A 20975-nucleotide genomic window follows, 5' to 3' on the forward strand; every position below is an offset into this window, starting at 1 on the left:
AGCTTCGGATGGCTAGTCGGCGGTGCCGATATAGAGATCCCGCAAACGCGGGTCGTTTCGAATCGAATCGGTCGCGCCCGATAGCGCGAACCGTCCATGCTCCATGACATGCACTTCGTCGGCGAGATCGAGCGCGCGCTCGACGTCCTGCTCGACGATCAGCATCGTGAGGCCGGTCCGCTTGAGTTCGCCCAGCGCCTGATAGAGCCGGTCCATCATGACGGGCGCGAGGCCGAGGCTGATCTCGTCGAACACGATGAGACGCGGCCGGGCCATCAATGCGCGGCCGATCGCGAGCATCTGCTGCTGTCCGCCCGACATCGAAGTACCCGCGTTCGACCGGCGCTCGCGCAGATCGGGAAACAGCGCATAAACGTGGTCGAGCCGCTCGCGCATCTCGGGCGCACGCGCGCCGCGCGCCGCGAGCATGAGATTCTCCTCGACGGTCAGCGAACCGAAGATGCGACGGCCTTCCATGCATTGCGAGAGTCCGAGCGCCGTGACGCGATGCGGCCCGTGAGCGACCGCCTTGCCGTCGACGCGAATCGACCCCGCCGAGGGACGGACGACGCCCGAAATCACATTCGCGAGCGTCGTTTTTCCCGAGCCGTTGATGCCGAGCACCGCAATGACTTCCCCCTCGCGAACCGCGAGATCGATCCCGTTGAGCACGCGCGCCTGACCGTAGCCGGCATGAACACCTTCGAGTTCGAGGATCATGCGGCCCGGCGTTTTGGCCGTGATTGCCGCAGGTCCGGCGGGCACACGCGTCGGCGCCGATGCGGTCGACGGCGTGTCCGCGCGCGTCGCCACGGCGCGCATCAGTCCGTCCGTTTGCACGTCTGTCGATGCGGCCCGCGGCTGATGCGAGGTGCCCAGATAGACGGCCGCCACTTCGTCGCTCGCGAGGACGTCCCGCGTCGGCCCCTGCGCGAACGTGCGGCCGAAGTTGATGACGACGAGCCGCTCGCAGCACTCGCGCACGACGCGCAACACGTGCTCGATGATGATGATGCCGTCGACCTCGCCCTTGAGCGACCGGATCAGTTCGATCAGTTCCGTGACTTCGCTGTCGACGAGTCCGGCACCCACTTCGTCGAGCATCAGCAACTTCGGTTCGAGCGCGAGCGCGCGCGCCACTTCGAGCCGCTTGCGTCGCAAGAGCGGCAACGCGCGTGTCGCGAGATCCGCGACATCGAGCAGTCCCGTGCGGTCGAGCACGCGATCGCAGGCCGCGATCGCCTGGGCTTTCGGCACGAACGGAAACAGGCTGTAGCGCGCCGCGAGCAGGTTCTCGCGGACGGTCATGTTCAGGAACGGACGCGGGATCTGATACGTGCGTCCGATCCCGAGCCGCGCGCGCTGCGCCGCGCCGGCCTGCGTGACGTCCTGGCCATCGAAGACGACCGAGCCCGAGTCCGCCTTCGTCGCGCCGCCGAGCAGACCGATCAGCGTTGACTTCCCCGCGCCGTTCGGGCCGACGATGCCGACGACCTCGCCCGCGTCGAGCGTCAGCGAGACGTTGTCGGTTGCGACGAGGCCGCCGTATCGCTTGACGAGATTCGCGGCAACCAGCAGAGGACGTGCGTCGTTCATGATCGGGCCTTGCGGTTCAGAAGCGTGCGCGCGATGCCGGCCAGGCCGTACGGCGCGAAGCGAATGACGAGAATCAGGATCACGCCCGTCGTCGCGAGATGCAGCGCGGGATAGTCGGCGAGCGCTTCGCTCAGCGCGACGACGAACACCGCCCCGACGACGGGACCGATGCGCAGCCCCTGCCCGCCGATAATGACGATCGACAAGGCGCTGACCGTCCATTGCACGCCGAACGTCCCGTACGGCTCGATCGTGCCGAGCTTGAGCGCCTGCAACCCGCCTGCCACGCCAATCAGAAAGCTCGCGACGACAAACGCGACGAGCTTGATCCGGAACGTGCGCACGCCCATCTGCGCGGCCGCGTCTTCGTCGTCGCGGACCGCGCGCAACAGAATCGAAAAGCGCGAGCGCGTCGCGAGATCCATGACGACCGCCGTCACCGCGAGCAGTGCGAGCGCCATGAAGAACAGCGTGCGCAGGCCCGGCGGATCCTTCGATAGAAAGATGCCCGACGCGCCGCCGAATCCGCTGTAGTTGATCATGAAGAGCCGCAGCGCTTCGGCGAGCGCGAGCGTGCCGACCGTGAAATAGAGGCCGCGCAGCCGGAACACCGCGCGCGACACGATCCACGCGAGCGCCGCGCCGACGCATCCGCATAGCGGCAGCGCGGCGACGAACGACAGGCCGGCGACGTTGACGAGTCCCATGAACGCATACGCGCCCGCCCCGAAGAACGCCGCAGTGCCGAGCGAAACGAGGCCGCCGTACCCGGCGAGCAAATTCCACGCTTCGGCGATCGTCATCAGCAGCAGAAGACGAAAGCCGACTTCGAGCGCGTAGTCGCCCATGAACGGTGTCGCGAGCGCCACGAGCGCCAGCAACGCGGCCGCGATCAGCACGGGCTGCAGCTCGCCGGCCCACGCGTGCCGATGCGCGAAACCCGCGGGTGCGGCATCGGCCGCCGCGGCATCGGCCGCCGCACGGCCTTTCGTGAGATGGATCATGAACGGACTCCCTTGACGAGGCCCTGCGGCCGCAGCGTGAGAACGAGCAGAAACAGCACGAGGCCGACGAGATCGCGGTATCCGTCGCCGAACAGCAGCGCGCCGATGCTTTGCAGCACGCCGAGCACGATGCCCGCGACGAGCGTGCCGTAGATGTTGCCGATGCCGCCCATGACGACGACCGCGAAGCTGATCAGCAGATACGTCGCGCCGGTGCTCGGCGTGAACGAGAACGCGGTGCCGATCAGCACGCCGCCCATCGCGGCGCATGCCGCGCCGAGCGCGAACGTCAACGCGTGAACGCGGCCGACGTCGACGCCCATGACGGCCGCGGCCGACGGATCGGCCGACGCCGCGCGCAGGTCGCGCCCGAACGCCGTGCGCGTGATCAGCGCATGCACGGCCAACGCGAGCAGCACCGAAATCGCGAAGCCGATCAGATAGATCTCCGACACCGTCGCGGGTCCGATATGCAGCGGACGCGCCGCATAGGTCGTCTCGATCGCACGCGTGTCGGCCGTGAACGCAAGCAGATAGACGTTCTGCAGGATGATCGACACGCCGAACATCGTCATCATCGGCGCTTCCATGCCCTTGCCCGCGAGCGGACGGATCAGCACGCGGTGAAACGGCAACGCGAGCGCGCCCATCGCCACGGCGATCAGCGGAAGCGCCAACAGCGGATCGACGCCGAGATACTGCGTCGCGAAGTAGCCGAGATATGCGCCCGCGACAAGCCACTCGCCGTGGGCCAGATTGACGAGCTTCATGACGCCCAGCACGATCGACAGGCCCAGGGCCGTCAGCGCGAGCATGCCTCCCAGTAACAGACCCGAGACGAGACTGCTCGCGACGACTTCAAGATTCGGCAGCATGACGTGGGACCGTGTCGTGCGTTAGTGCGCCGCCGGCAGCGGGAAAATCAGCTTCCCGTTGGCGCGGTCCTTCGGCCAGACCGTGACGGCCTTGCCGTTCTGCCATTGCATCATCGCGATCGGAATGCGCGACGTATGGTCGTGATCGAATTTCACGGGGCCGACGACATAGGTCTTGTCCGTCTTCGCGATCGCTTCATTGATCTTTTCGCGGTCGAGCGAGCCGGCCTTCGCGATCGCGTCGAACAGAACCTGCGCGGCCGTGAACGAGTCGGCGATATGCTGGCTTTGCGTCTGCTTCGTCTCGGCTTCGAAACGCTTGCCGAGGTCCGCCGCGCCCGGATACGGGAAGCTCGGATCCCAGTAGCCGCCCACGAGCACGCCTTCGGCGAGCGGACCGAGCGCCGTCGCGAATTGCTCGGGCTCCGCGCCCTTCTCCATATCGAGCAGCTTCGGGTGATAGTCGGCCGCGACCATCTGCTTGCGGATCGAGATCGCTTGCGGCGGGATCGCATCGACGAGCGCGATATCGGCGTCGGCCGCCTTGGCCTGGCCGATCATCGACGTGAACTGCTGGCTGTCGACGGGGAAATCCTGCGACTGCACGACGGTATAGCCGCCTTGCTTCGCGGCCGCGGGCCAGATTTGTCCGCCGACGACGCGGCCATCCGGTCCGTTGTCGGCGAGGATCGCGACTTTCTTGTTCGTTTCGAGCTTGAGATCGGCGAGCATCCGGAACGGCGCGGTGCCGAGATCGCCCTCGTCGAAGAACAGCACCCACGCGTAGTTCCACTTGCGCACGGATTTGAACGCGCCGAGCGGATCGCAGCCCGACACGAGCGGCACCTTGCGCCGCTCGGCGACGAGCGCGCCGGCATTGACGAGCGCGGGCGTGCACGAGCCGAGCATCGCGACCGCGCCGTCGCGCGAAATCAACGTCTCCGTGTTGCTTGCGGTCACGTTCGGATCGGTCTTGTCGTCGCGGATCACGACCTTGATCGTGTATTTCTTGTCGCCGACGCTCAGGCCGCCCGCCTTGTTGATATCGTTGGCCGCCGTCTCGTAGCCCCACTTCTGGTACGCGCCGAAACCGGCGAGCGGTCCCGACAACGGCAACGATGCGCCGATGACAAGCTCGTCGGCGGCGATCGCGTGCCCCGCGAACGCGAGGGTCAAGGCGGACATCAACGTGCGTAGTAGGACGGGATACCTGATCATGTCTGTCTCCGATGACGTACTGTCTGTTGTTGTTTGAAGCCGTACCGTCGCGACGCCGGTGCCGTCGCGTCCTGCCGAATGGCGTGCCGCGCGACGCTAGAACGCGACGCGGTCCGCGCCCTTGAGATCCAGCATCGCCCGCGCTTCGTCGGGCGTGGCGACGCCGATGCCGAGTTCATCGAGAATGCGGCGGATCTTCGAGACCTGCGCGGCGTTGGTCTCGGCCATCTGTCCGCGCCCCAGATACAGACTGTCTTCGAGGCCGACGCGCATGTTCGCCCCCATGACGGCCGCGTGCGTGAGCAAGGGCATCTGATGCCGTCCGGCCGCGAGCACGGACCAGTGATAGCTGTCGCCGAACAGGCGGTTCGCCGTATCGCGCATGAACGTCACGCATTGCGGGTCGGGTCCGATGCCGCCGAGAATCCCGAAGATCGTCTGGATCAGGAATGGCGGCTTCACGAGGCCCGCATCGACGAAGTAGGCGAGGTTGTACAGATGGCCGACGTCATAGCATTCGAACTCGAAGCGCGTGCCGCAGCCTTCGCCGAGTTCGCGCAGGATGTGGCGGATATCGCGGAACGTGTTGCGGAAGATGATGTCTTCCGTGCCCTCGACATAGGCCTGCTCCCACGGATACTTCCAGTCCTTGATCTTGTTCGCGACGGGGTGGATCGAGAAATTCATCGAGCCCATATTGAGCGACGCCATTTCGGGCTTGAAGCGCAGCGGCGGCGCGAGGCGTTCTTCGAGCGTCATCTTCGTCGAGCCGCCCGATGTGATGTTGATGACCGCATCCGTGCCCGCCTTGATGCGCGGCAGAAACTGCGCGAAGACGTCGGGGTCGGCGCTCGGGCGGCCGTCATGCGGGTCGCGCGCATGCAGATGCAGGATCGCCGCGCCCGCGTGCGCGGCGCCGAGCGCCTGGTCCGCGATCTCGTCGGGTGTCAGCGGCAGATACGGCGACATCGACGGCGTATGGATCGCGCCGGTCACGGCGCACGTGATGATGACGTTGTTCGACTGCTTTGCCATGGTCGTCTCTCTCAGCGGCCTTCGTTCGCGTTCATGAGTTTGAGGTGTTGGAGCACGCGGCTGCGCAAGGCGTCCTGTGCTTCGGGCGTCCATTGCATGAAGCCCTCGCCGGTCTTCATGCCGAGCCGGCCCTCACGGACCAGCGCTTCGAGATACGGCGACGGACCCGCGTGGTTCTCGATTTCGGGCAGCAGCACGCGATGGATCGCGAGCGTCAGATCGGTCCCGACGAGATCGGCGTTTTCGAGCGGTCCGAGCACGGGCAGGCGGCGGCCGAAGCTCGCTTTCACGACGGTATCGACCGTCTTCGCGTCGCAGACGCCGTCGGCGACGAGCGCGATCGCCTCGCGCCAGAGCGCGTGCTGGAGACGGTTGCCGATAAAGCCCGCGATGTCCTTCTTGACCATCGCGGGCGTCTTGCCGACGCGCGCGAGCAGATCGAACATCGTCTGCGCTTCGGACGCACCCGTGGCCGGCGTCTTGACGATCTCGACGAGCGGCACGAGATACGGCGGGTTCCACCAATGCGTGCCGAGCGCGCGATGCCCTGACGCGAGGCGCTCCATGATCCGCGTGATCGGGATCGCCGACGTGTTGCTCGCGAGCAAGGCATGCGCGGGCGTCAGCGTCTCGAGTCGACCGAACAGGTCTTGCTTCCATGCGAGGTCCTCGGGACCCGCTTCGAAGACGACGTCGGCATCGCGCACCGTCTCGCGCAGGTCGGCGACCGGCGTGATCCGTTGCGCGGCGGCCGCGTCGAGTTCGAGGTCCGTGAGCGTGCGCGCGGTCCGCGCGACCAATGAATCGAGTGCGGCTTGCTGAACGTCGTGCACGTTCACGCGATGGCCCGCGAGCGCGAAGACCTGGGCGATACCTTGCCCCATGAGGCCCGCGCCGATGACTGCGATCTTTTCCATCGTGCGCGTCACCCCGCCGTGTATCCGCCGTCGGCGTACACGGTATGGCCCGTGTGGAAGTCCGACGCGCGTGAACAGAGAAAAAGCAGCGGACCCGCGAGATCTTCGGGCTCGCCGAGACGGCCCAGCGGCACGCGCGCGAGAAAATCGGCGCGGACCTTGTTGGCCTTCTCGTTGTCCTCGAACATCCAGGCCGTCAACGGCGAGCGAAACACGGTCGGCGCGATCGCGTTGACCGTGATGCCGTATTTGCCCCATTCGCAGCCGAGCGCTTTCGTGAGCCCGTCGGTCGCCGCCTTCGACGCGCAGTACGCCGAATACCCGGCCGGGTGGCCGAGCTTGCCGCGCGCCGACGAGACGAGCACGACCTTCGCCTTCGTGCCGCGCGCGATGACACGCTGCCCGAACGCGCGGCACAGCAGCCACGCGCCCGTCAGATTGCCGTCCATCACGCTCTCGAAGCGTTCGAGCGACATGTCCGTGATCGGGCACGGATCGTTGAGACCCGACCCGACGACGAGCACGTCGAGCGCGCCGTGTGCCGACAACGCGGCATCCATGATGGCCTCGCAATCGGCTTCGGTATTCGGCCGGCGCGCGACGGTATGGACCTCGGCGCCGAGCGCGCGGCATTCCGACGCGACCTCCGCGAGCGTCTCCTGATTGCCCGCGGCGAGGACGAGTTTCGCGCCCGCGCCCGCGAGGACTTTCGCCGCGAGACGCCCGAACGCGCCCGAGGCGCCCGTCACGACGGCGACCTTGCCGCTGACGTCGAACAGCGACAGCGGGTTCTTCAGCCAATCCGCGCTCATGCCTTCGCCTCCGGATACGGCATCACGACGATCATCGTCGCGACTTCGTTGCCGTTGTTCTTGACTTCGCGGATCTCGTTCGCGGCGATCGTGCAGCTGTCGAGCGGTCCGAGCACGACCTCGCGGTCGGGCGTCTTGACCGTCACGGCGCCGGCGAGCACGACATAGACCTTTTCGAGCGGCGAGCTGTCGGGCCCCGCGCCGCCGCCGGGCAGGAAGTGCGAGAGGCCGACCCAGAACTGCTCGGGACCGCCGGGCGCGAACCCTTGCAGGCGCAGCGCACGCACATCGAAATGATTCGGCGCCGAATAGGCCTGCGCTTCGCCGAAACGCGTGACGTTCATGATCAGGCGGCTCCGGTTTCGATGCGGTATTGGCCGCGCTTGTCGACGATCGCCACGAGCCGCACGATGCAGCCGTCGCCCTGCGTCCAGCGCCACGGGAACGCGGCGAACGTCACGCGCTTGCCGGTCACCTTGTCGATCTCGCCGCCGACGTTCTCGATGCCGCAAATCCCCGAGCTCAGGATCGCCTGATGGCACGGCTCCCATTCGGGAAAGTCCTCGATGACCTTGCGGCCCGTCTCGCGTTCGTACTCCATGTTGACTTGCGGCAGCAGACCGTGAGGCCAGCCGGGACCATGCGGACCGATGGCCGTGCCCAGCGGATGGTCGAGCGCCTGTGTGTCGGTGCCGATCATCTTGACCTTCTTCTTCGCGAACCATTCGCCGGCTTCCTTGTAGAAGCCCGGCGAGTACGCGTAGTACATGCGGCTGTCGGCGTAGTGCTTATGCCAGCCCGTGTTGACGATGACGATGTCGCCCTCGCGGATTTGCGGGCTCGCGTTCTCAAGGTCTTCGGCCGTGATGACTTCCCACTTTTTCTTCGGAATCGAGACGACGACGCCGGTCCCGAAGAAATAAGGCAGCGGGACTTCGTCCATGAACGGCGTACCCTCGACGACGTGCGCGGGCGCGTCGATATGCGTGCCCGAGTGCATGACCGTCGTGATGCGCTGCGTGAGCACGCCCGACTTCGCCATGTTGTGAAGCCGCTCGATCTTGACGTCCTCGAAATACGGCCAGCACGGCTGGCCGAGTCCCCATGGGTGGCTCAGGTCGTAGAACTCGAGCCCCATGTCGTTGTTCAGATTCTCCTGGTAGTTCACACCGCGCACCGTAATCGTCATCACCCCACTCCTCGTTGTCGGGACCGCATCCCGTTCATCGATTTTTCTGCACCGCTATTCGGTACAGATGTATCTCATTGCGGTTATGATGATGTTAGGGCGTGGGGATGCGATCGCCATCAGGGGCTTCCCCATCAGGGTTTACCGTGCTCGCTGCATGCGCGCCGCGAAGGTCGCGCGCGATACGGCGCCCCGTCCGGTTTTGACGCAGACGACATCCATGCGGGAACGGAGGCACACGTGGAAGAGAACATCTCAGCCGAACACAATGACGCACCGACGACACGCGCGGATCGTTCGGGCGTGCAGGTCATTGCGCGCGCGGCGGCATTGTTGCGCGCGCTCAAGGCGCATCCCGACGGTCTGACGCTCGGCGAGCTCGCGAGGCTGCTCGCGTTGCCGCGCTCGACGGTCCAGCGCATCGTCGACGCGCTGCATGCCGAGAACCTCGTGATCGCGGCGTCGCTGTCGCGCGGCGTGCGGCTCGGGCCCGCATTGATCTCGCTGGGCGCGGCCACGCGATTCGAAATCGCCGAGCTTGCGCGCCCGATGCTTCAGCAGATCACGCGCGAATGCGGCGAGACCGTCGATCTGTCGTTGCTCGACGGCGATCGCGTCGTGTTCGTCGATCAGGTCGCGGGCGTGCATCGTCTGCGCGCCGAGTCGGACGTCGGGATCGCGTTCGCGCTGCATTCGAGCGCGCCCGGCAAAGCGATGCTCGCGGCGATGACGCCCGAACGTCTGCAGAACCTGCGGCCGACGTTGCGCTTCACGCGGCTCACGCGCAACACGATCGTGTCGTGGGCGACGCTTGAACAAGCGATATCGGCGATCCGCGAAACGGGGATCGCGACGGACCTCGAAGAGAACTCGCTCGGCATTTGCGCGATTGCAGCCGCGCTGCGCTTACCCAACGGCGAGCTCGCGGCCATCTCGATCCCCGTTCCGACGCAGCGTTTCGTCGAACTCCGCGTGCATCTCGAAGCGTTGTTGCGCGACCATTGCAGTCGCCTTCAACAGCGTCTGGGCGGCAATCGAAACGTCTGAAGGCGAGGCGCGGCGTTGACGTCCGCGGCGGCACCCCGCGCGCATTCGGCGCGAAGACCGCCTTGTATAATCGGCGGCACCGTGTCTTGCCTCGAACATCATGGCGGCTGAGCCTCAAGAATCCCGAAACGGCGTGCAGGTCATCGCGCGCGCAGCGGCCGTGCTACGCGCGCTCGAGCAGAACCCCGACGGCCTGACGCTCGGCGAAGCCGCGAAAATCGTCGAACTGCCGCGCTCCACGGTCCAGCGCATCGTCGATGCGCTCGCGCTCGAAGGTCTCGTCATGAGCGCCGGCAGCGCGGGCGGCTTGCGTCTCGGTCCCGCGATTCTGTCGCTCGCGAGCGCGACGCGCTTCGAACTCGCCGACGTCGCGCGCGACATCCTCCGCGATCTGTCGCGCCGCTCGGGCGAGACGGTCGATCTGTCGATCATCGATCAGAACAAGGTCGTGTTCATCGATCAGATCACGGGCAGCCATCGCTTGCGCGCCGTGTCGGCCGTCGGCGTGACGTTCCCGCTGCACTGCTGCGCGCCCGGCAAGGCGATGCTCGCCGCGCTCGACGACGACGAACTCGAACGCGTGCGGCGCCGGCTGCGCTTGCACGCCGTCACGCGCAATACGATCACGTCGTGGGAGGCGCTCGACGACGCGCTCGAACGCGTGCGCGAAACGGGGATGGCCGAAGACCGTGAAGAGAATTCGATCGGCATCTGCGCGGCCTCGGTCGCGCTCAAGGGTCCGAGCGGCGAACTCGCCGCGGTATCGATGCCCGTGCCGACGCATCGATACCTCGAAAACGAGCAGAAGTACAAGGACCTGCTGCTCGCGAGCGCGCGCCGGCTCCAGACGCTACTTGCTCGTACGAAGATAGGATGACGCGTCGGGCGCGCCCGAGTAACCGCGGCGCGTCGTCGAACCGGAATCGGACATGCCGCTCGCCGGCAGCAGCCAGACCGCAACGCCGGCCGTCGCGAACGAGATGCCGCACAGCGCGATCCCCGTGCCGAGACTGTAGTGCGTGGCGATGCTGCCGAGCAGAAACGGCGCGAACGCCGAGATGCCACGGCCGACGTTGAAGCAGAAACCCGCGCCCAAACTCTTGATGCGCGGCGGATAGAGTTCCGCGAACAGCGAACCGAACACGCCCGCATACGAGAAGAACAGGGCAATGACGGGGCCGGCCCAGAACAGCAGCACGCGATCCTCGCATTGCACGTACAGCGGCAGCGTGATGGCGCCGCCGAGAAAACACAGGATCAGCGAAAGCTTGCGGCCGATACGGTCCGCGAGATAGCCGAACAGCTGATACCCGATGAACATGCCGACGTTGAGCATGACGACGTAATGCGCCATCTCCTGCGGGGACAAGCCGCGTTCGCGCGTGAGAAACGACGGCAGCCATGTATTGACGCCCCAATACGCGACGAGCGCACAGCTTGCCGATACCGTCCCGACGACGGTTTGACGAAGCAAGTGCGGCGCGAAGATCTCGCGCAGGCGCACGCGCTCGTTGGTCTGATCCGCCGCATGTTTGCCCGCGAGCCAGACCTCGGATTCGGGCACGTAGCGCCAGATGAAGAAGGCGAGCGGAATCGCGGCGAATCCGAACAGGAACAGCACGCGCCAGCCGTGGACCGGGATGACGGCCGCCGCGAGCATGGCCGCGATGCCGAATCCGATCGGCCAGGAACTCAGGACGAACGCCGCGGCGCGCCCGCGCTGCGCGCGCGGCCAGGTCTCGTTGATATAGGCCGCCGCGACGCCCCAGAGTCCGCCCAAGCCGAGCCCCGCGATGAAACGCAGCACCATCATGTCGGTCCAGTCGCGCGCGACCGATATGGCCGCGGTCATGATCCCGAACACGAGCACGCTCACGATCATCGCGTTCTTGCGGCCGTAGTTGTCCGAGCACCAGCCGAGCAGCCACGCGCTGAAGCCGACGCCGAGCAGCCCGGCCGTGCCGAGCAAGCCCGCCTCGGTCATCGACAGGTGCAACTCGCGAATCATCGTCGGTAGCGCGACCGCGAGCAGCATGAAGTCCATGGCGTCCATGCAATAGCTCATGAACGCCGCCCAAAGCACGCGCCACTTTCCAGGGCCGATCGCCTCGTCGGGCCCGATGTTTCCTGTCGTCATTGTCTCCCCTCTCCGTGAATTGAACCGTATTGCGGTACACATCAATCGCAATACGAATAAGTAGGCACCGCTGAAGAGGGAATGACGATTGGGGAAAGCACTACGAAAATGCCTTGATTCACGCCATTAATCGGCGAAACGGCTTATGCCATGCGCCGATCCGGCGGATGAAACGTGTCACTCACCGCATCACCCTCATCGCAATTTGTACCGCAATTCAGTACACAATCGACTTCAGAGAGCGTCACGTTTCGCAGCGGGAGATTCGACGTCGCCGCGAAAGATCGCGACGCATCGACTCGCGCACTTCCGAGAGATCGTCGGGACGGTGCTTGAGGTGCTTGAGGTACGCGGAGTACGGAGTAGCGTGTGTGGCGCGCGCGGTCGCCGCCGCGCCCTATGCCGCGACGCGCGGCGTGCCGCACGAGGCGCGCACGATCAGCGGCACGGGGCTCGTCGAATGCCGTTCGGCGGGCTGCTCGCCCGCGATAAGCCGCACGAGCAACGCGGCGGCTTCGCATCCTTGTTCATACGGCGCGGTCCGGATCGTCGTCAGCGGCGGCGCCGCATAGGCCGCGAGCGGGATATCGTCGTAACCGACGACCGCGACGTCTTCGGGCACGCGCAGACCCGCGTCGCGCAGCGCGGCGATCGCACCGAACGCGATCGTGTCGTTGCCCGCGAAGAGCGCCGTGATCGGGACCTCGCGCGCGAGCAGCGCACGCATCGCTTCATGGCCGCTTTGCGCGCTGAAGTTCGCGAACGCGACGCGCTCGGGGTCCATCTCGATGCCGAACTCGCGCAGCGCGTCGCGATATCCGTAGAGACGTTCGCTCACGCCGTGGTATTCGTTCGGCGCGAAGCCGATATGCGCGACCTGCCGATGCCCGAGCGCGAGCAGATGACGCGTGGCCGTGCGCGCGGCCTCGCGCGTATCGACGTCGATACTGTAGATACCCGCGTGCGCGTCGAGATTCGAGCCGAGCACGACGAGCGGAAACCCCTCGGCCGCGAGATGCGCGAGGTGCGCGTCTTCGCTGCGCGGTACGTTGAGCACGATCAGGCCGTCGATACGGCGGCTGTCGACGAGATCGACGAAACGGCCGGGCCGTCCGGCCTCGATCATCGGTTCGAACAGGACCTTGTAGCCGCGCGCATGGCACGTCTCGTTGACGCCCGCGAGCATGCGCGGAATGAAATTGTCGACCTTCAGATGCTCGTTATGCGGCACGACGAGCGCGACCGTGCGCGTGGCGCCGCTCACGAGCGAACGCGCGGCCGCGTTCGGCACGTAGCCGAGCTGACGCGCGGCGAGCAGCACGCGCTCGCGCGTCTCCTCGCTGATGCCCATCTGCGGTACATCGTTGAGCACGAACGATACCGTCGTGCGCGATACGCCCGCGAGCTTCGCGACTTGCGTGCTCGTCACGCGGGCAGAGGTCTTCGGTCGATTCATCCTGGCATCCACAGCATCATCGGGGGCGTCGCCGCCGGCCGCGCCCCGATCTTCCCGCGAGCGCCGGCGCTCAGGCCGCGAGCTCGACGCGCGATCCTCGCTGCAGACTCTCCGGCAGCCGGTCGCGATGCGCATCGAGCAGGTCGTCGACGAGCGACACGATCTGCTCGACGTCGAGCTCGGCCGCCGTGTGCGGGTCGAGCATCGCCGCATGATAGACGTGATCGCGCCGGCCTGTCAGCGCCGCCTCGACCGTGAGCTCCTGCACGCCGATATTCGTGCGCATGAGCGCCGCGAGCTGCGGCGGCAATGCGCCGATGCGCGTCGGCTGCACGCCGTTCGCGTCGACCAGGCACGGCACTTCGACGCAGCACCCTTCGGGCAGGTTGTCGATGAGCCGGTGGTTCGGCACGTTGCCGTAGATGACCTTCGGCGAGCCGGTTTCGATCGCGTGAATGATCGTCGCGCCGTATTCGACCGAGCGCCGCACCTTGCGCAAGCCTTCGAGATTGCGCACCGCGCCGTCATGGCGCTTGTCCATGACCTTGATGCCGCTCGCGAGCAAGGCCGCGCGCAGCGCCTCGGGATCCTGCGAACCCGGTTCGCGGAGTTCCTTCTCGAAGTATTCCCACGACGCCTCGTAGACCTGGCACCGGCCCGGATACTCGTCGAGCGGGATATTGAATTTCTCGAGCAGCTCCTCGCGGCCGCGCTTGATGAACCAGGGCACGTACTCGCTGAAGTGCTCGCTCGACTCGGTCGGGAAATAGCCGAGCCGATGCAGCATTTCATAGCGCACGCGATTGAAGTCCGGTACGCGGCCTTCGGCGCGCACGCGATGGAGTTCGGGATAGAGATCGCGTCCCGCGCGTTCGAACTTCAGGTAGAACGCCATGTGATTGATGCCCGCGCACAGATAGTCGATCTCCTCGAACGGCACGCCGATGTCTTCGGCGAGTTCGGCGGCCGTGCCCTGCACGCTATGGCATAGGCCGACCGTGCGGATGCGCGACGCCCGGCTGATCGCCCAGCAGAGGATCGCCATCGGGTTCACGTAGTTGAGGTGCACGACATCGGGGCACAGACGTTCCATGTCGCCGAGGATGTCGAGCATGACCGGGATCGTGCGCAGGCCCCGCATGATGCCGCCGATGCCGAGCGTGTCGCCGATCGTCTGTTCGAGACCGTAGCGCTTCGGAATCTCGAAGTCGATGACCGTGCTCGGCTTGTAGCCGCCGACCTGGATCATGTTGAGCGCGTAGTCGGCGCCATCGAGCGCGCGCGCGCGATCGGTCGTCGCGACGATGCGCGGCTTCACGCCGAGGTGGCCCGCCACGCGTTGCGCGACGAGCTCCGACAAGCCGAGGCGTTTCTCGTCGATGTCGTAGAGGGCGATCTCGCTGTCGGCGAGTTCGGGGTACGCGAGGATGTCGCCGAGCAGATTCCGTGCGAACACGGTGCTGCCCGCGCCGACCAGCGTGATCTTGATGGGCCGTTTCGATGCCATGACAAGTCTCTCCGTTTCAGATGCGTATAGGGGCTCAGTGCTGCGCGACGTCGTTGACCTTCGCGTTCGCCTCCTTGAGCGCGGTCGCCGCGTCGGCCTGGCCGAGCAGGATCGATTCGATCGTCGCGTTCATGATCGAGTCGATCTGCGCGCCGCCCTTCGCGATCGGCGGCTGGAAGGTCGTGGCCTTCGTCATGTCGAGGAAGGCTTGTGTATCGATGCCGCGTTTCGCATGCGCGTCGACGGCGATCTGATCGAGCTGCCGGATCGCGGGAAAGACCACGCCGCGTTGCGCCACGATCGTCTGGCAGCTCGACGAACCGAGGAACTTGACCCACTTCCACGATTCTTCCTTGTGCTTGCTGCCGCTCCAGATCGAATCGGCGAGGCCGTTGAACATCGTCGCGCGGCCGTTGGGTCCTTGCGGCAGCACCGCGTAGCCGACGTCGAACTTCGCGTTCTCCGTGTACCAGTTCACCATCCACGAGCCGTCGGCGACCATCGCCGTCTTGCCGGCCGCGAAGAGCGCCGGATTGCCGAGCTTGCTCGCCTCGTCGAAGCGCGCCGAGTAGCCCTTCTTGCTCAGATTCGCGAGCCACTGGAGCGTGCGCGCGAGGCGCGGATCGTCGTAGTGGTATGTCGTGGTCCACGGACCGTCGTTGAACTTGAAGCCTTCGGACACCGCGAACGGACTCCATTCGCTTTGTCCCATCATGCCGCCCGTCGTCGCGACCTGGTAACCGCGGACCTTCACGTGCTGCGCGTCGAATTTGGGCGTGTCGCCGCGATTGCCGTTGTCGTCGATCGAGAGCTTCGCGATCGCGTTCTGGAACGTGCCGCCGTCGCGATCGTTCCAGTTCCAGTTCGCGATCGTCGCGGGATCGATGCCCGCGTCCTTGAACATCTGCTTGTTGTAGACGAGCACGATCGTGTCCCAGTCCTTGGGCAGGCCGTATTGATGGCCGTCCTTTGCCCAGTTCGTCAGCAGCGTCGGGTAGTAGCCGTCGGTCGCGACCTTGTCGCGCTGGATATACGGCGTGAGATCGACGAGCTGGCCGTTCGTGACCATCTCCGGATACTTCATCAGATGGTTCGTGATGACGTCGGGCGCGGTGCCCGAGACGAACTGCGTCGTCAGCGCGGTCCAGTAGTCGGCCCAGCCCACTTGCGAGATCTTGATATGGATGTCGGGGTTCTCTTTTTCGAATTGCGCCGCGCAGGCCTGATAGGCGGGGCGCTGGTTCGCGTCCCACAGCACGTATTTGACTTCGACGGGGCTCGCCTGGACCGAGGCGGCGAACGCCATCGACAGGCTCGCGATCATCGTGGGGATCAGCGCAATGCGTTTCATCGAGTGTCTCCGATTGGATGTGTTGTGGATCGAGCGGAACGGCGGGGCCGCGGTGCGCGTGTTCATCGCTTACTTGCCGCCGCTGAACTGGACCGACTCGACGACACGGCGTCCGAACGCGATGAGCAAGGCGAGCGTCGGAAGCACGGTCAGGAAGGCGGCCGCCATGAGGCCGGTCCAGTCCGGCGCGCCTTGCGGGGTTTGCGATTTGAACGCCTGGAGGGCGACGGTGAGCACCTGCATGTCGTCGCCGTTGGCCACGATGAACGGCCAGAAGAATTCGTTCCAGGCGTTGATGCCGGACAGAATCGCCACGGTTGCGAGCGGCGTCGCGCTGAGCGGCAGCACGATGCGCCAGAAGATCGCGAAATACGAGGCGCCGTCGAGGCGCGCGGCTTCTTCGAGTTCGAAGGGAATCGACAGGAAGAACTGGCGCAGGAAGAAGATCGAGAACGCCGAGACGAGGCAGAACGGCGCGACCATGCCCGCGTACGTGTTGAGCCAGCCGAGGTCTTTGATGAGGATGAAGTTCGGGATGAACAGCACGATATTGGGCAGCATCATCGACAGCAGGAACAGCGCGAACAGCGGTTTGCGGCCGCGAAACCGCAGACGCGCGAACGCGTAGGCCGCCATCGCGCTGAACACGACCTGACCTGTCACGACAACGCCCGCGAAGACCACCGAATTCAGCAGCGACTGCGAGAAGTTGAAATCGCTGCCCGAGCCGCCGTCGGCGAGCGCGGCGTCGCCGGAGACGAGGCCGAGCACGCGCCGGAAGTTGTCGAGCGTGAACGCGGGCGGCACGAGCGCGGACGCCGACGCATAGAGTTCGCGCGTCGGCGTGAGCGCGGTGCGCAGCACGATCCAGAGCGGGACAACCGTGATCGCGATCATCGCCGCGAGGGCGAACCAGGCGAGACAGCGGCCGAGATTGAAGCCTGGCGCGTGGACGCGGCCCGAGGCGTGGGCGTCGATGAAGTCGGTACGGGGACGGGACATGGTGGGGGACGCCTCCTCACGCGAGATCGGATTCGCCGGCGCGCAGGACGCGCAATTGCACGGCGGTGTAGACGATCATGATCAGCAGCAAGGCCATCGACATCGCCGAGGCGTAGCCCATCTTGTAGAACTTGAAGGCGTTCTCGTAGATGTAGTAGACGATGACGCGCGTCGACTCGGCGGGGCCGCCGTTGGTCGTGACGGCGACCGTGTCGAAGATCTGGAAGGATCCCGTGATGCTCGTCACGAGCACGAAGACCATGACGGGTCGCAGCAACGGCAAAGTGATCCGGAAGAACATCTGCCGCTCGCTCGCGCCGTCGAGCGATGCGGCTTCGTAGAGCGTGCGGGGAATGCCTTGCATGCCCGCGAGGAACAGCAGCGAGACCATGCCCATATAGCGCCAGATATTGACGGCGGCGACTGTCGCGAGCGCTTCCATGGGGGAGCCGAAAAACGAGTGGTTCGCGAGGCCGAGGGCGTGGAGCAGCGCGTTGACCCAGCCGAGCACGGGGTCGAGGAGCCAGACCCACATCAGGGCGACGAGGACGTTCGAGAGCAGATAGGGCAGCAGGAGGATCGCGCGCAGCGAGACGGCGCGGATCAGCCGATCCATCAGGGACGCGAGCAGCAGGCCGAGGACGGTCTGCAGCGGAATGTTGAAGAGGACGTAGTAGGCGGAGAGCTTGAGCGCGTGCCAGAACTTGCCGTCCGCGAGCATCGCGCGGTAGTTGTCGAGCCCGACGGGACGCGGGGCCGACATGAGGTTCCAGTCGGTCGCGCTGATGCCGATCGCGCGGATCGTCGGCACGAGATAGAAGACGACGAGACCGATGAGCGAAGGCAGCACGAGCAGCCACGCGGTGGCCGCCTCCGGATTGCGGAACCGGCGCGTTCGATGGGACGGCGACGCGGGGGAATGCGCGTCGATCGTATGCACGGTCGCCATGGCGTCTCCTTTTTATTGAATCAACTAACTCGTGTTAGTGGCGTGATCAAAAAAAAAGACGCCTTCTTTAGAACGGCGTCATGCGATGACGTCAAATCGATTACCTGCCATGTGTTGCGGCGCGGAAGTGGATATTCGACGTCTGGCGCTTTGATGACTAACGCGAGTTAGCAATGTAAGCAAAGCGGGAGAGCGAATCAAGTTTTGAGGAGACGGTGATTTCCCTTAGAGCATGTCAAGCAACGATTCGAAAACGTCGGAGGACCTCACAAAGCGAAAGGCCGTTTTGTCGTTCGTTAAAGCGCGCCGAGTCTGGTGGGGACAAGTCACCGCTTTGCTGCCTGCCGGGCGTCAGGGGTCCCAACGACACGGTCACCTGGGCTAAGCACAGACTCACCTCGGCTCAAGAAGATCAACACATTGGAGCGGAGAAGATTTGTCAATGATCGCTAAGGCCATGTTCGCCTTTGCAACCAGCTCGAGCGGCCTGATTCCCTGTTCATATTGGGCGTGAGTGATTCGATCCATGCCTGCTCCAGCGAGTTTGGCAACGGTTCGCAAGCTCGCGTGCAACGCAACGCTATCGAGTCGACCGCCATGAAGGATCAGGTTGCGTTGTCTGTACAAGCGATGAAACGATTCTGCAATGAGCTCTTTGATCGTCTGCAATTCCGGGTGCGGGTTCAAGAGCAACTTTCTCATCCGTGCGACGGCTGCTTGATCTGCGACGGAGGGCATCACAGGCAGACGATTCTCAAGGATCATCTTCGCCAACACGCGCGACCGCTCTCGGTTTACCTCGATGCCGACAAGTTCCGCGCATTCAGCGGGGTAAATCCGCTCAGCGCGTCGTGACAGTGCCGTGAGTTCGGCACGCGGGAACGAGCAGGTCACCAGCGTCGCCAGATTGTCCGCCGCCGAAGCTCGGTCGCTTGGATCGGCAAGCAGGCCTTCGATCGCCCCCCAACCTCCCGCAATGGCGGCAGGTGGCGAACTGTTCTCCAGATGCGCGAGCAACTCCAGTGCGGCGTCCACGTCTTGGCTGACGCCACTGGCGAAAATGCGATTGCCCCGAAATAGTTCATTCACCGCGACGCCTCGCGAACTCGCTTTGATCGAGTATTCCTTCGCGCTTCCACGCACCCAGACACTCGGAAGGAGATCGAGCGGTTTGCCGGTCGCGAGCAGCGCCCGGGCCGAATATCGATCGGACTCATTGCGCGCCGCGATCGCCGCCCCGATTTCGTCCCTAGCCGTCACCGTAACGACCATTGCCGCAGCAGCTCGCACACCGGTCGTGTCGAACGCATGCTGTCTCAACCATTGGGTTACGGCTGCGGCCCGCAACCATGGCGCATGCGAAGCACCGCTTGCTTGCGCCATGCTTTTGACTGCGATCAACACGCTAAACGGACGTGTCGGGTTCGACCGGATCACATCCTGGAGCGCTTCACAAAGCTCCGCCAATGTGATCGGTTCAGGTTCGTCACGTCGGCTCGCGATCCAGTCACGCAAAAACTGAGTGGAGAATCCCGCATCTAGCAAATGCGCACCGACGTGACGCGCGAAGTGCTCGGGCCGAAAATTGCCTTGTCCCACGGCCGCCGCCCAGCGAGATAAGTAGTCCGAAGACACGCGCTGGCATAGCTCTCGAATGATGAAATGCGCAACGCCCTCCGCTCGCGGGACATGTCGCACCTGTTCCGCAAGGAGTTGCTTTTCGGCCGCGGTGAAGGCGGGATGCAAACCAACGCGCCTCTGCAAAGAAGAAGCGATACGTTTGACAGATCCTTCACTGAGATGTCCTTGCTTCATGGCGCTGCACGCCTCGAACAACTCGTCCATCGCGAGCACCGTACCGATTCCCCAAAGCGACCGGTACCAATGCTTCTGGTCCGAGAAAAACTCGTGCAAACGTGCGAATGCCGTTTGCTGGGCGTGATTGACAAGGTTAAGCATGCAACTTAGTATTTCTTTTCGGTCAACAGTCGTGTTGATCTACCGTCTAGTGGGGCGCGACCCAAACGAAGGCGACAACCTGAGGTTGTTTAGTTCGAGCGGCTCAAGCCCCCAGTTCTTTAAGGCCCTGCATATGCAGGGCCTTTTCTTTTGCGCTTTGCACATGCTTGGCGAGCCGCTGCGTATCACCAACACCTGCGAACAACACATCAACATCTTGGTATTGACCGTGCAGGCTTAGCCTCGGGCGGCAGGGATCGATCTATTCGCCGTCCTCGACGCGTTTTCCGACATGGGTTCGGCACATTTCGACCTTGCTCCGCAGCGCGAGCGCCGTCTGCCACGCGCGATTCGCGTTGCGTGGCCCCCTAGACGCCGCTCTCGGGAAGAGAAGACGAAACATGACCGAACACGCGGAACGAAGCTAGCGCCGATCGGATGGGCGTCGAACTGAATTCAGGAATTGGAAAACGTGTGCAGTTACCCTTCGGCCGTCCGCGAAAGCGAACCTACCGTTGGCCAAAACTGCGCAAATTGGAGAAAAAGGTGAGCGCTGAGGAGCGACGAGAGGAATCTACTTGTGGCCGTTTTTGCGGTGTCTAGTCTAGACCTGGTCTGGCACCACACCGGGTCGAAATTCTCCACGTCTCCGGCATGATTCGATGCGCCACGTCGCATATTTCGGGGTTATCCTGTTGCGAGATGTACGTTCTGTTCCAAACGTAAGGCCGTGCTGCTATGCCTAATGAAGATCAATCGAATGGCGAGCATAAGGATGCCGATGGTGGCGGCATTCCCCCGATTCTCCGGTGGATCGCTATCTCGCTGTGCACGATGTCGGCTTTATCTAGCATTGGGCTCTATGTTTACCCGTACGTGGTCCGGGTGATACGGTGATATGTCGTTCGATTCAGTCTCGGG

The 20975-nt window shown here is 64.5% G+C and carries 19 protein-coding genes; 3 read left to right on the top strand and 16 right to left on the bottom strand.

Going from position 1 to position 20975, the window contains the following annotated elements; all coding sequences use genetic code 11:
- Positions 1-12: 12 nt before the first annotated feature.
- The 9 genes from D7S86_RS00125 to D7S86_RS00165 all read right to left on the bottom strand — a co-directional run bounded on the left by D7S86_RS00125 (position 13) and on the right by D7S86_RS00165 (position 8646).
- Positions 13-1596, bottom strand: a complete 1584-nt coding sequence (locus D7S86_RS00125) for an ATP-binding cassette domain-containing protein (RefSeq protein WP_121081956.1) — start codon at positions 1594-1596, stop codon at positions 13-15.
- Complete coding sequence (locus tag D7S86_RS00130; RefSeq protein ID WP_121081958.1) at positions 1593-2600, bottom strand: branched-chain amino acid ABC transporter permease; 1008 nt, start codon at positions 2598-2600, stop codon at positions 1593-1595. Before D7S86_RS00130 ends, D7S86_RS00125 begins: the two co-directional genes overlap by 4 nt.
- On the bottom strand, positions 2597-3475 hold the full coding sequence (locus D7S86_RS00135) for a branched-chain amino acid ABC transporter permease (protein ID WP_121081960.1): 879 nt from the start codon (positions 3473-3475) through the stop codon (positions 2597-2599). Before D7S86_RS00135 ends, D7S86_RS00130 begins: the two co-directional genes overlap by 4 nt.
- Before the next feature lie 21 nt (positions 3476-3496).
- On the bottom strand, positions 3497-4660 hold the full coding sequence (locus D7S86_RS00140) for an amino acid ABC transporter substrate-binding protein (RefSeq protein ID WP_205962721.1): 1164 nt from the start codon (positions 4658-4660) through the stop codon (positions 3497-3499).
- Positions 4661-4789: 129 nt separating this feature from the next.
- Positions 4790-5728, bottom strand: a complete 939-nt coding sequence (gene kce, locus D7S86_RS00145; RefSeq protein ID WP_121081964.1) for a 3,5-dioxohexanoate:acetyl-CoA acetone transferase — start codon at positions 5726-5728, stop codon at positions 4790-4792.
- An 11-nt stretch (positions 5729-5739) separates the two neighbouring features.
- Complete coding sequence (locus D7S86_RS00150) at positions 5740-6645, bottom strand: 3-hydroxyacyl-CoA dehydrogenase family protein (RefSeq protein WP_121084109.1); 906 nt, start codon at positions 6643-6645, stop codon at positions 5740-5742.
- 8 nt (positions 6646-6653) lie between these two features.
- The gene (locus D7S86_RS00155; RefSeq protein ID WP_121081966.1) at positions 6654-7457 is read right to left on the bottom strand and encodes an SDR family NAD(P)-dependent oxidoreductase; all 804 of its coding nucleotides are present in this window, start codon (positions 7455-7457) and stop codon (positions 6654-6656) included.
- The gene (locus D7S86_RS00160) at positions 7454-7801 is read right to left on the bottom strand and encodes a cupin domain-containing protein (protein ID WP_121081968.1); all 348 of its coding nucleotides are present in this window, start codon (positions 7799-7801) and stop codon (positions 7454-7456) included. Before D7S86_RS00160 ends, D7S86_RS00155 begins: the two co-directional genes overlap by 4 nt.
- Positions 7802-7803: 2 nt before the next feature.
- Complete coding sequence (locus D7S86_RS00165; RefSeq protein ID WP_166444078.1) at positions 7804-8646, bottom strand: cyclase family protein; 843 nt, start codon at positions 8644-8646, stop codon at positions 7804-7806.
- Positions 8647-8886: 240 nt separating this feature from the next.
- Here D7S86_RS00165 and D7S86_RS00170 point away from each other — a divergent pair, with 240 nt between their 5' ends.
- Together D7S86_RS00170 and D7S86_RS00175 are read left to right on the top strand one after the other, a co-directional pair.
- Positions 8887-9693 (top strand): IclR family transcriptional regulator, encoded by an 807-nt coding sequence (locus tag D7S86_RS00170; protein WP_158601824.1) that lies wholly within the window; start codon positions 8887-8889, stop codon positions 9691-9693.
- Between the two features lie 100 nt (positions 9694-9793).
- Positions 9794-10570, top strand: a complete 777-nt coding sequence (locus tag D7S86_RS00175; protein ID WP_121081974.1) for an IclR family transcriptional regulator — start codon at positions 9794-9796, stop codon at positions 10568-10570.
- On the opposite strand, the gene D7S86_RS00180 is transcribed toward D7S86_RS00175, so the two are convergent.
- From D7S86_RS00180 to D7S86_RS00210, 7 genes are all read right to left on the bottom strand, one after another.
- Positions 10544-11830, bottom strand: coding sequence for an MFS transporter (locus tag D7S86_RS00180; RefSeq protein ID WP_158601825.1), 1287 nt, complete (start codon positions 11828-11830; stop codon positions 10544-10546). The genes D7S86_RS00175 and D7S86_RS00180 overlap by 27 nt on opposite strands.
- A 397-nt stretch (positions 11831-12227) precedes the next feature.
- Complete coding sequence (locus tag D7S86_RS00185; RefSeq protein WP_121081978.1) at positions 12228-13286, bottom strand: LacI family DNA-binding transcriptional regulator; 1059 nt, start codon at positions 13284-13286, stop codon at positions 12228-12230.
- 70 nt (positions 13287-13356) lie between these two features.
- Complete coding sequence (melA, locus tag D7S86_RS00190) at positions 13357-14793, bottom strand: alpha-glucosidase/alpha-galactosidase (protein ID WP_121081980.1); 1437 nt, start codon at positions 14791-14793, stop codon at positions 13357-13359.
- 34 nt (positions 14794-14827) lie between these two features.
- A complete protein-coding gene (locus D7S86_RS00195) occupies positions 14828-16144 on the bottom strand; it encodes an ABC transporter substrate-binding protein (RefSeq protein WP_240647936.1) in 1317 nt (438 codons plus the stop codon).
- A 69-nt stretch (positions 16145-16213) separates the two neighbouring features.
- Complete coding sequence (locus tag D7S86_RS00200) at positions 16214-17146, bottom strand: carbohydrate ABC transporter permease (RefSeq protein ID WP_121081981.1); 933 nt, start codon at positions 17144-17146, stop codon at positions 16214-16216.
- A gap of 16 nt (positions 17147-17162) precedes the next feature.
- A complete protein-coding gene (locus D7S86_RS00205) occupies positions 17163-18095 on the bottom strand; it encodes a carbohydrate ABC transporter permease (RefSeq protein ID WP_121081983.1) in 933 nt (310 codons plus the stop codon).
- Between the two features lie 393 nt (positions 18096-18488).
- Entirely contained in the window at positions 18489-20054 is a 1566-nt protein-coding gene (locus D7S86_RS00210) for an integrase (RefSeq protein ID WP_121081985.1), read from the bottom strand.
- On the opposite strand from D7S86_RS00210, the gene D7S86_RS00215 reads away from it, so the two are divergent.
- The gene (locus D7S86_RS00215; RefSeq protein WP_121081987.1) at positions 20053-20295 is read left to right on the top strand and encodes a hypothetical protein; all 243 of its coding nucleotides are present in this window, start codon (positions 20053-20055) and stop codon (positions 20293-20295) included. The two genes, D7S86_RS00210 and D7S86_RS00215, sit on opposite strands and share 2 nt — an antisense overlap.
- Positions 20296-20975 lie beyond the last annotated feature (680 nt).

Source organism: Pararobbsia silviterrae (assembly GCF_003628125.1).
Lineage (GTDB): Bacteria > Pseudomonadota > Gammaproteobacteria > Burkholderiales > Burkholderiaceae > Pararobbsia > Pararobbsia silviterrae.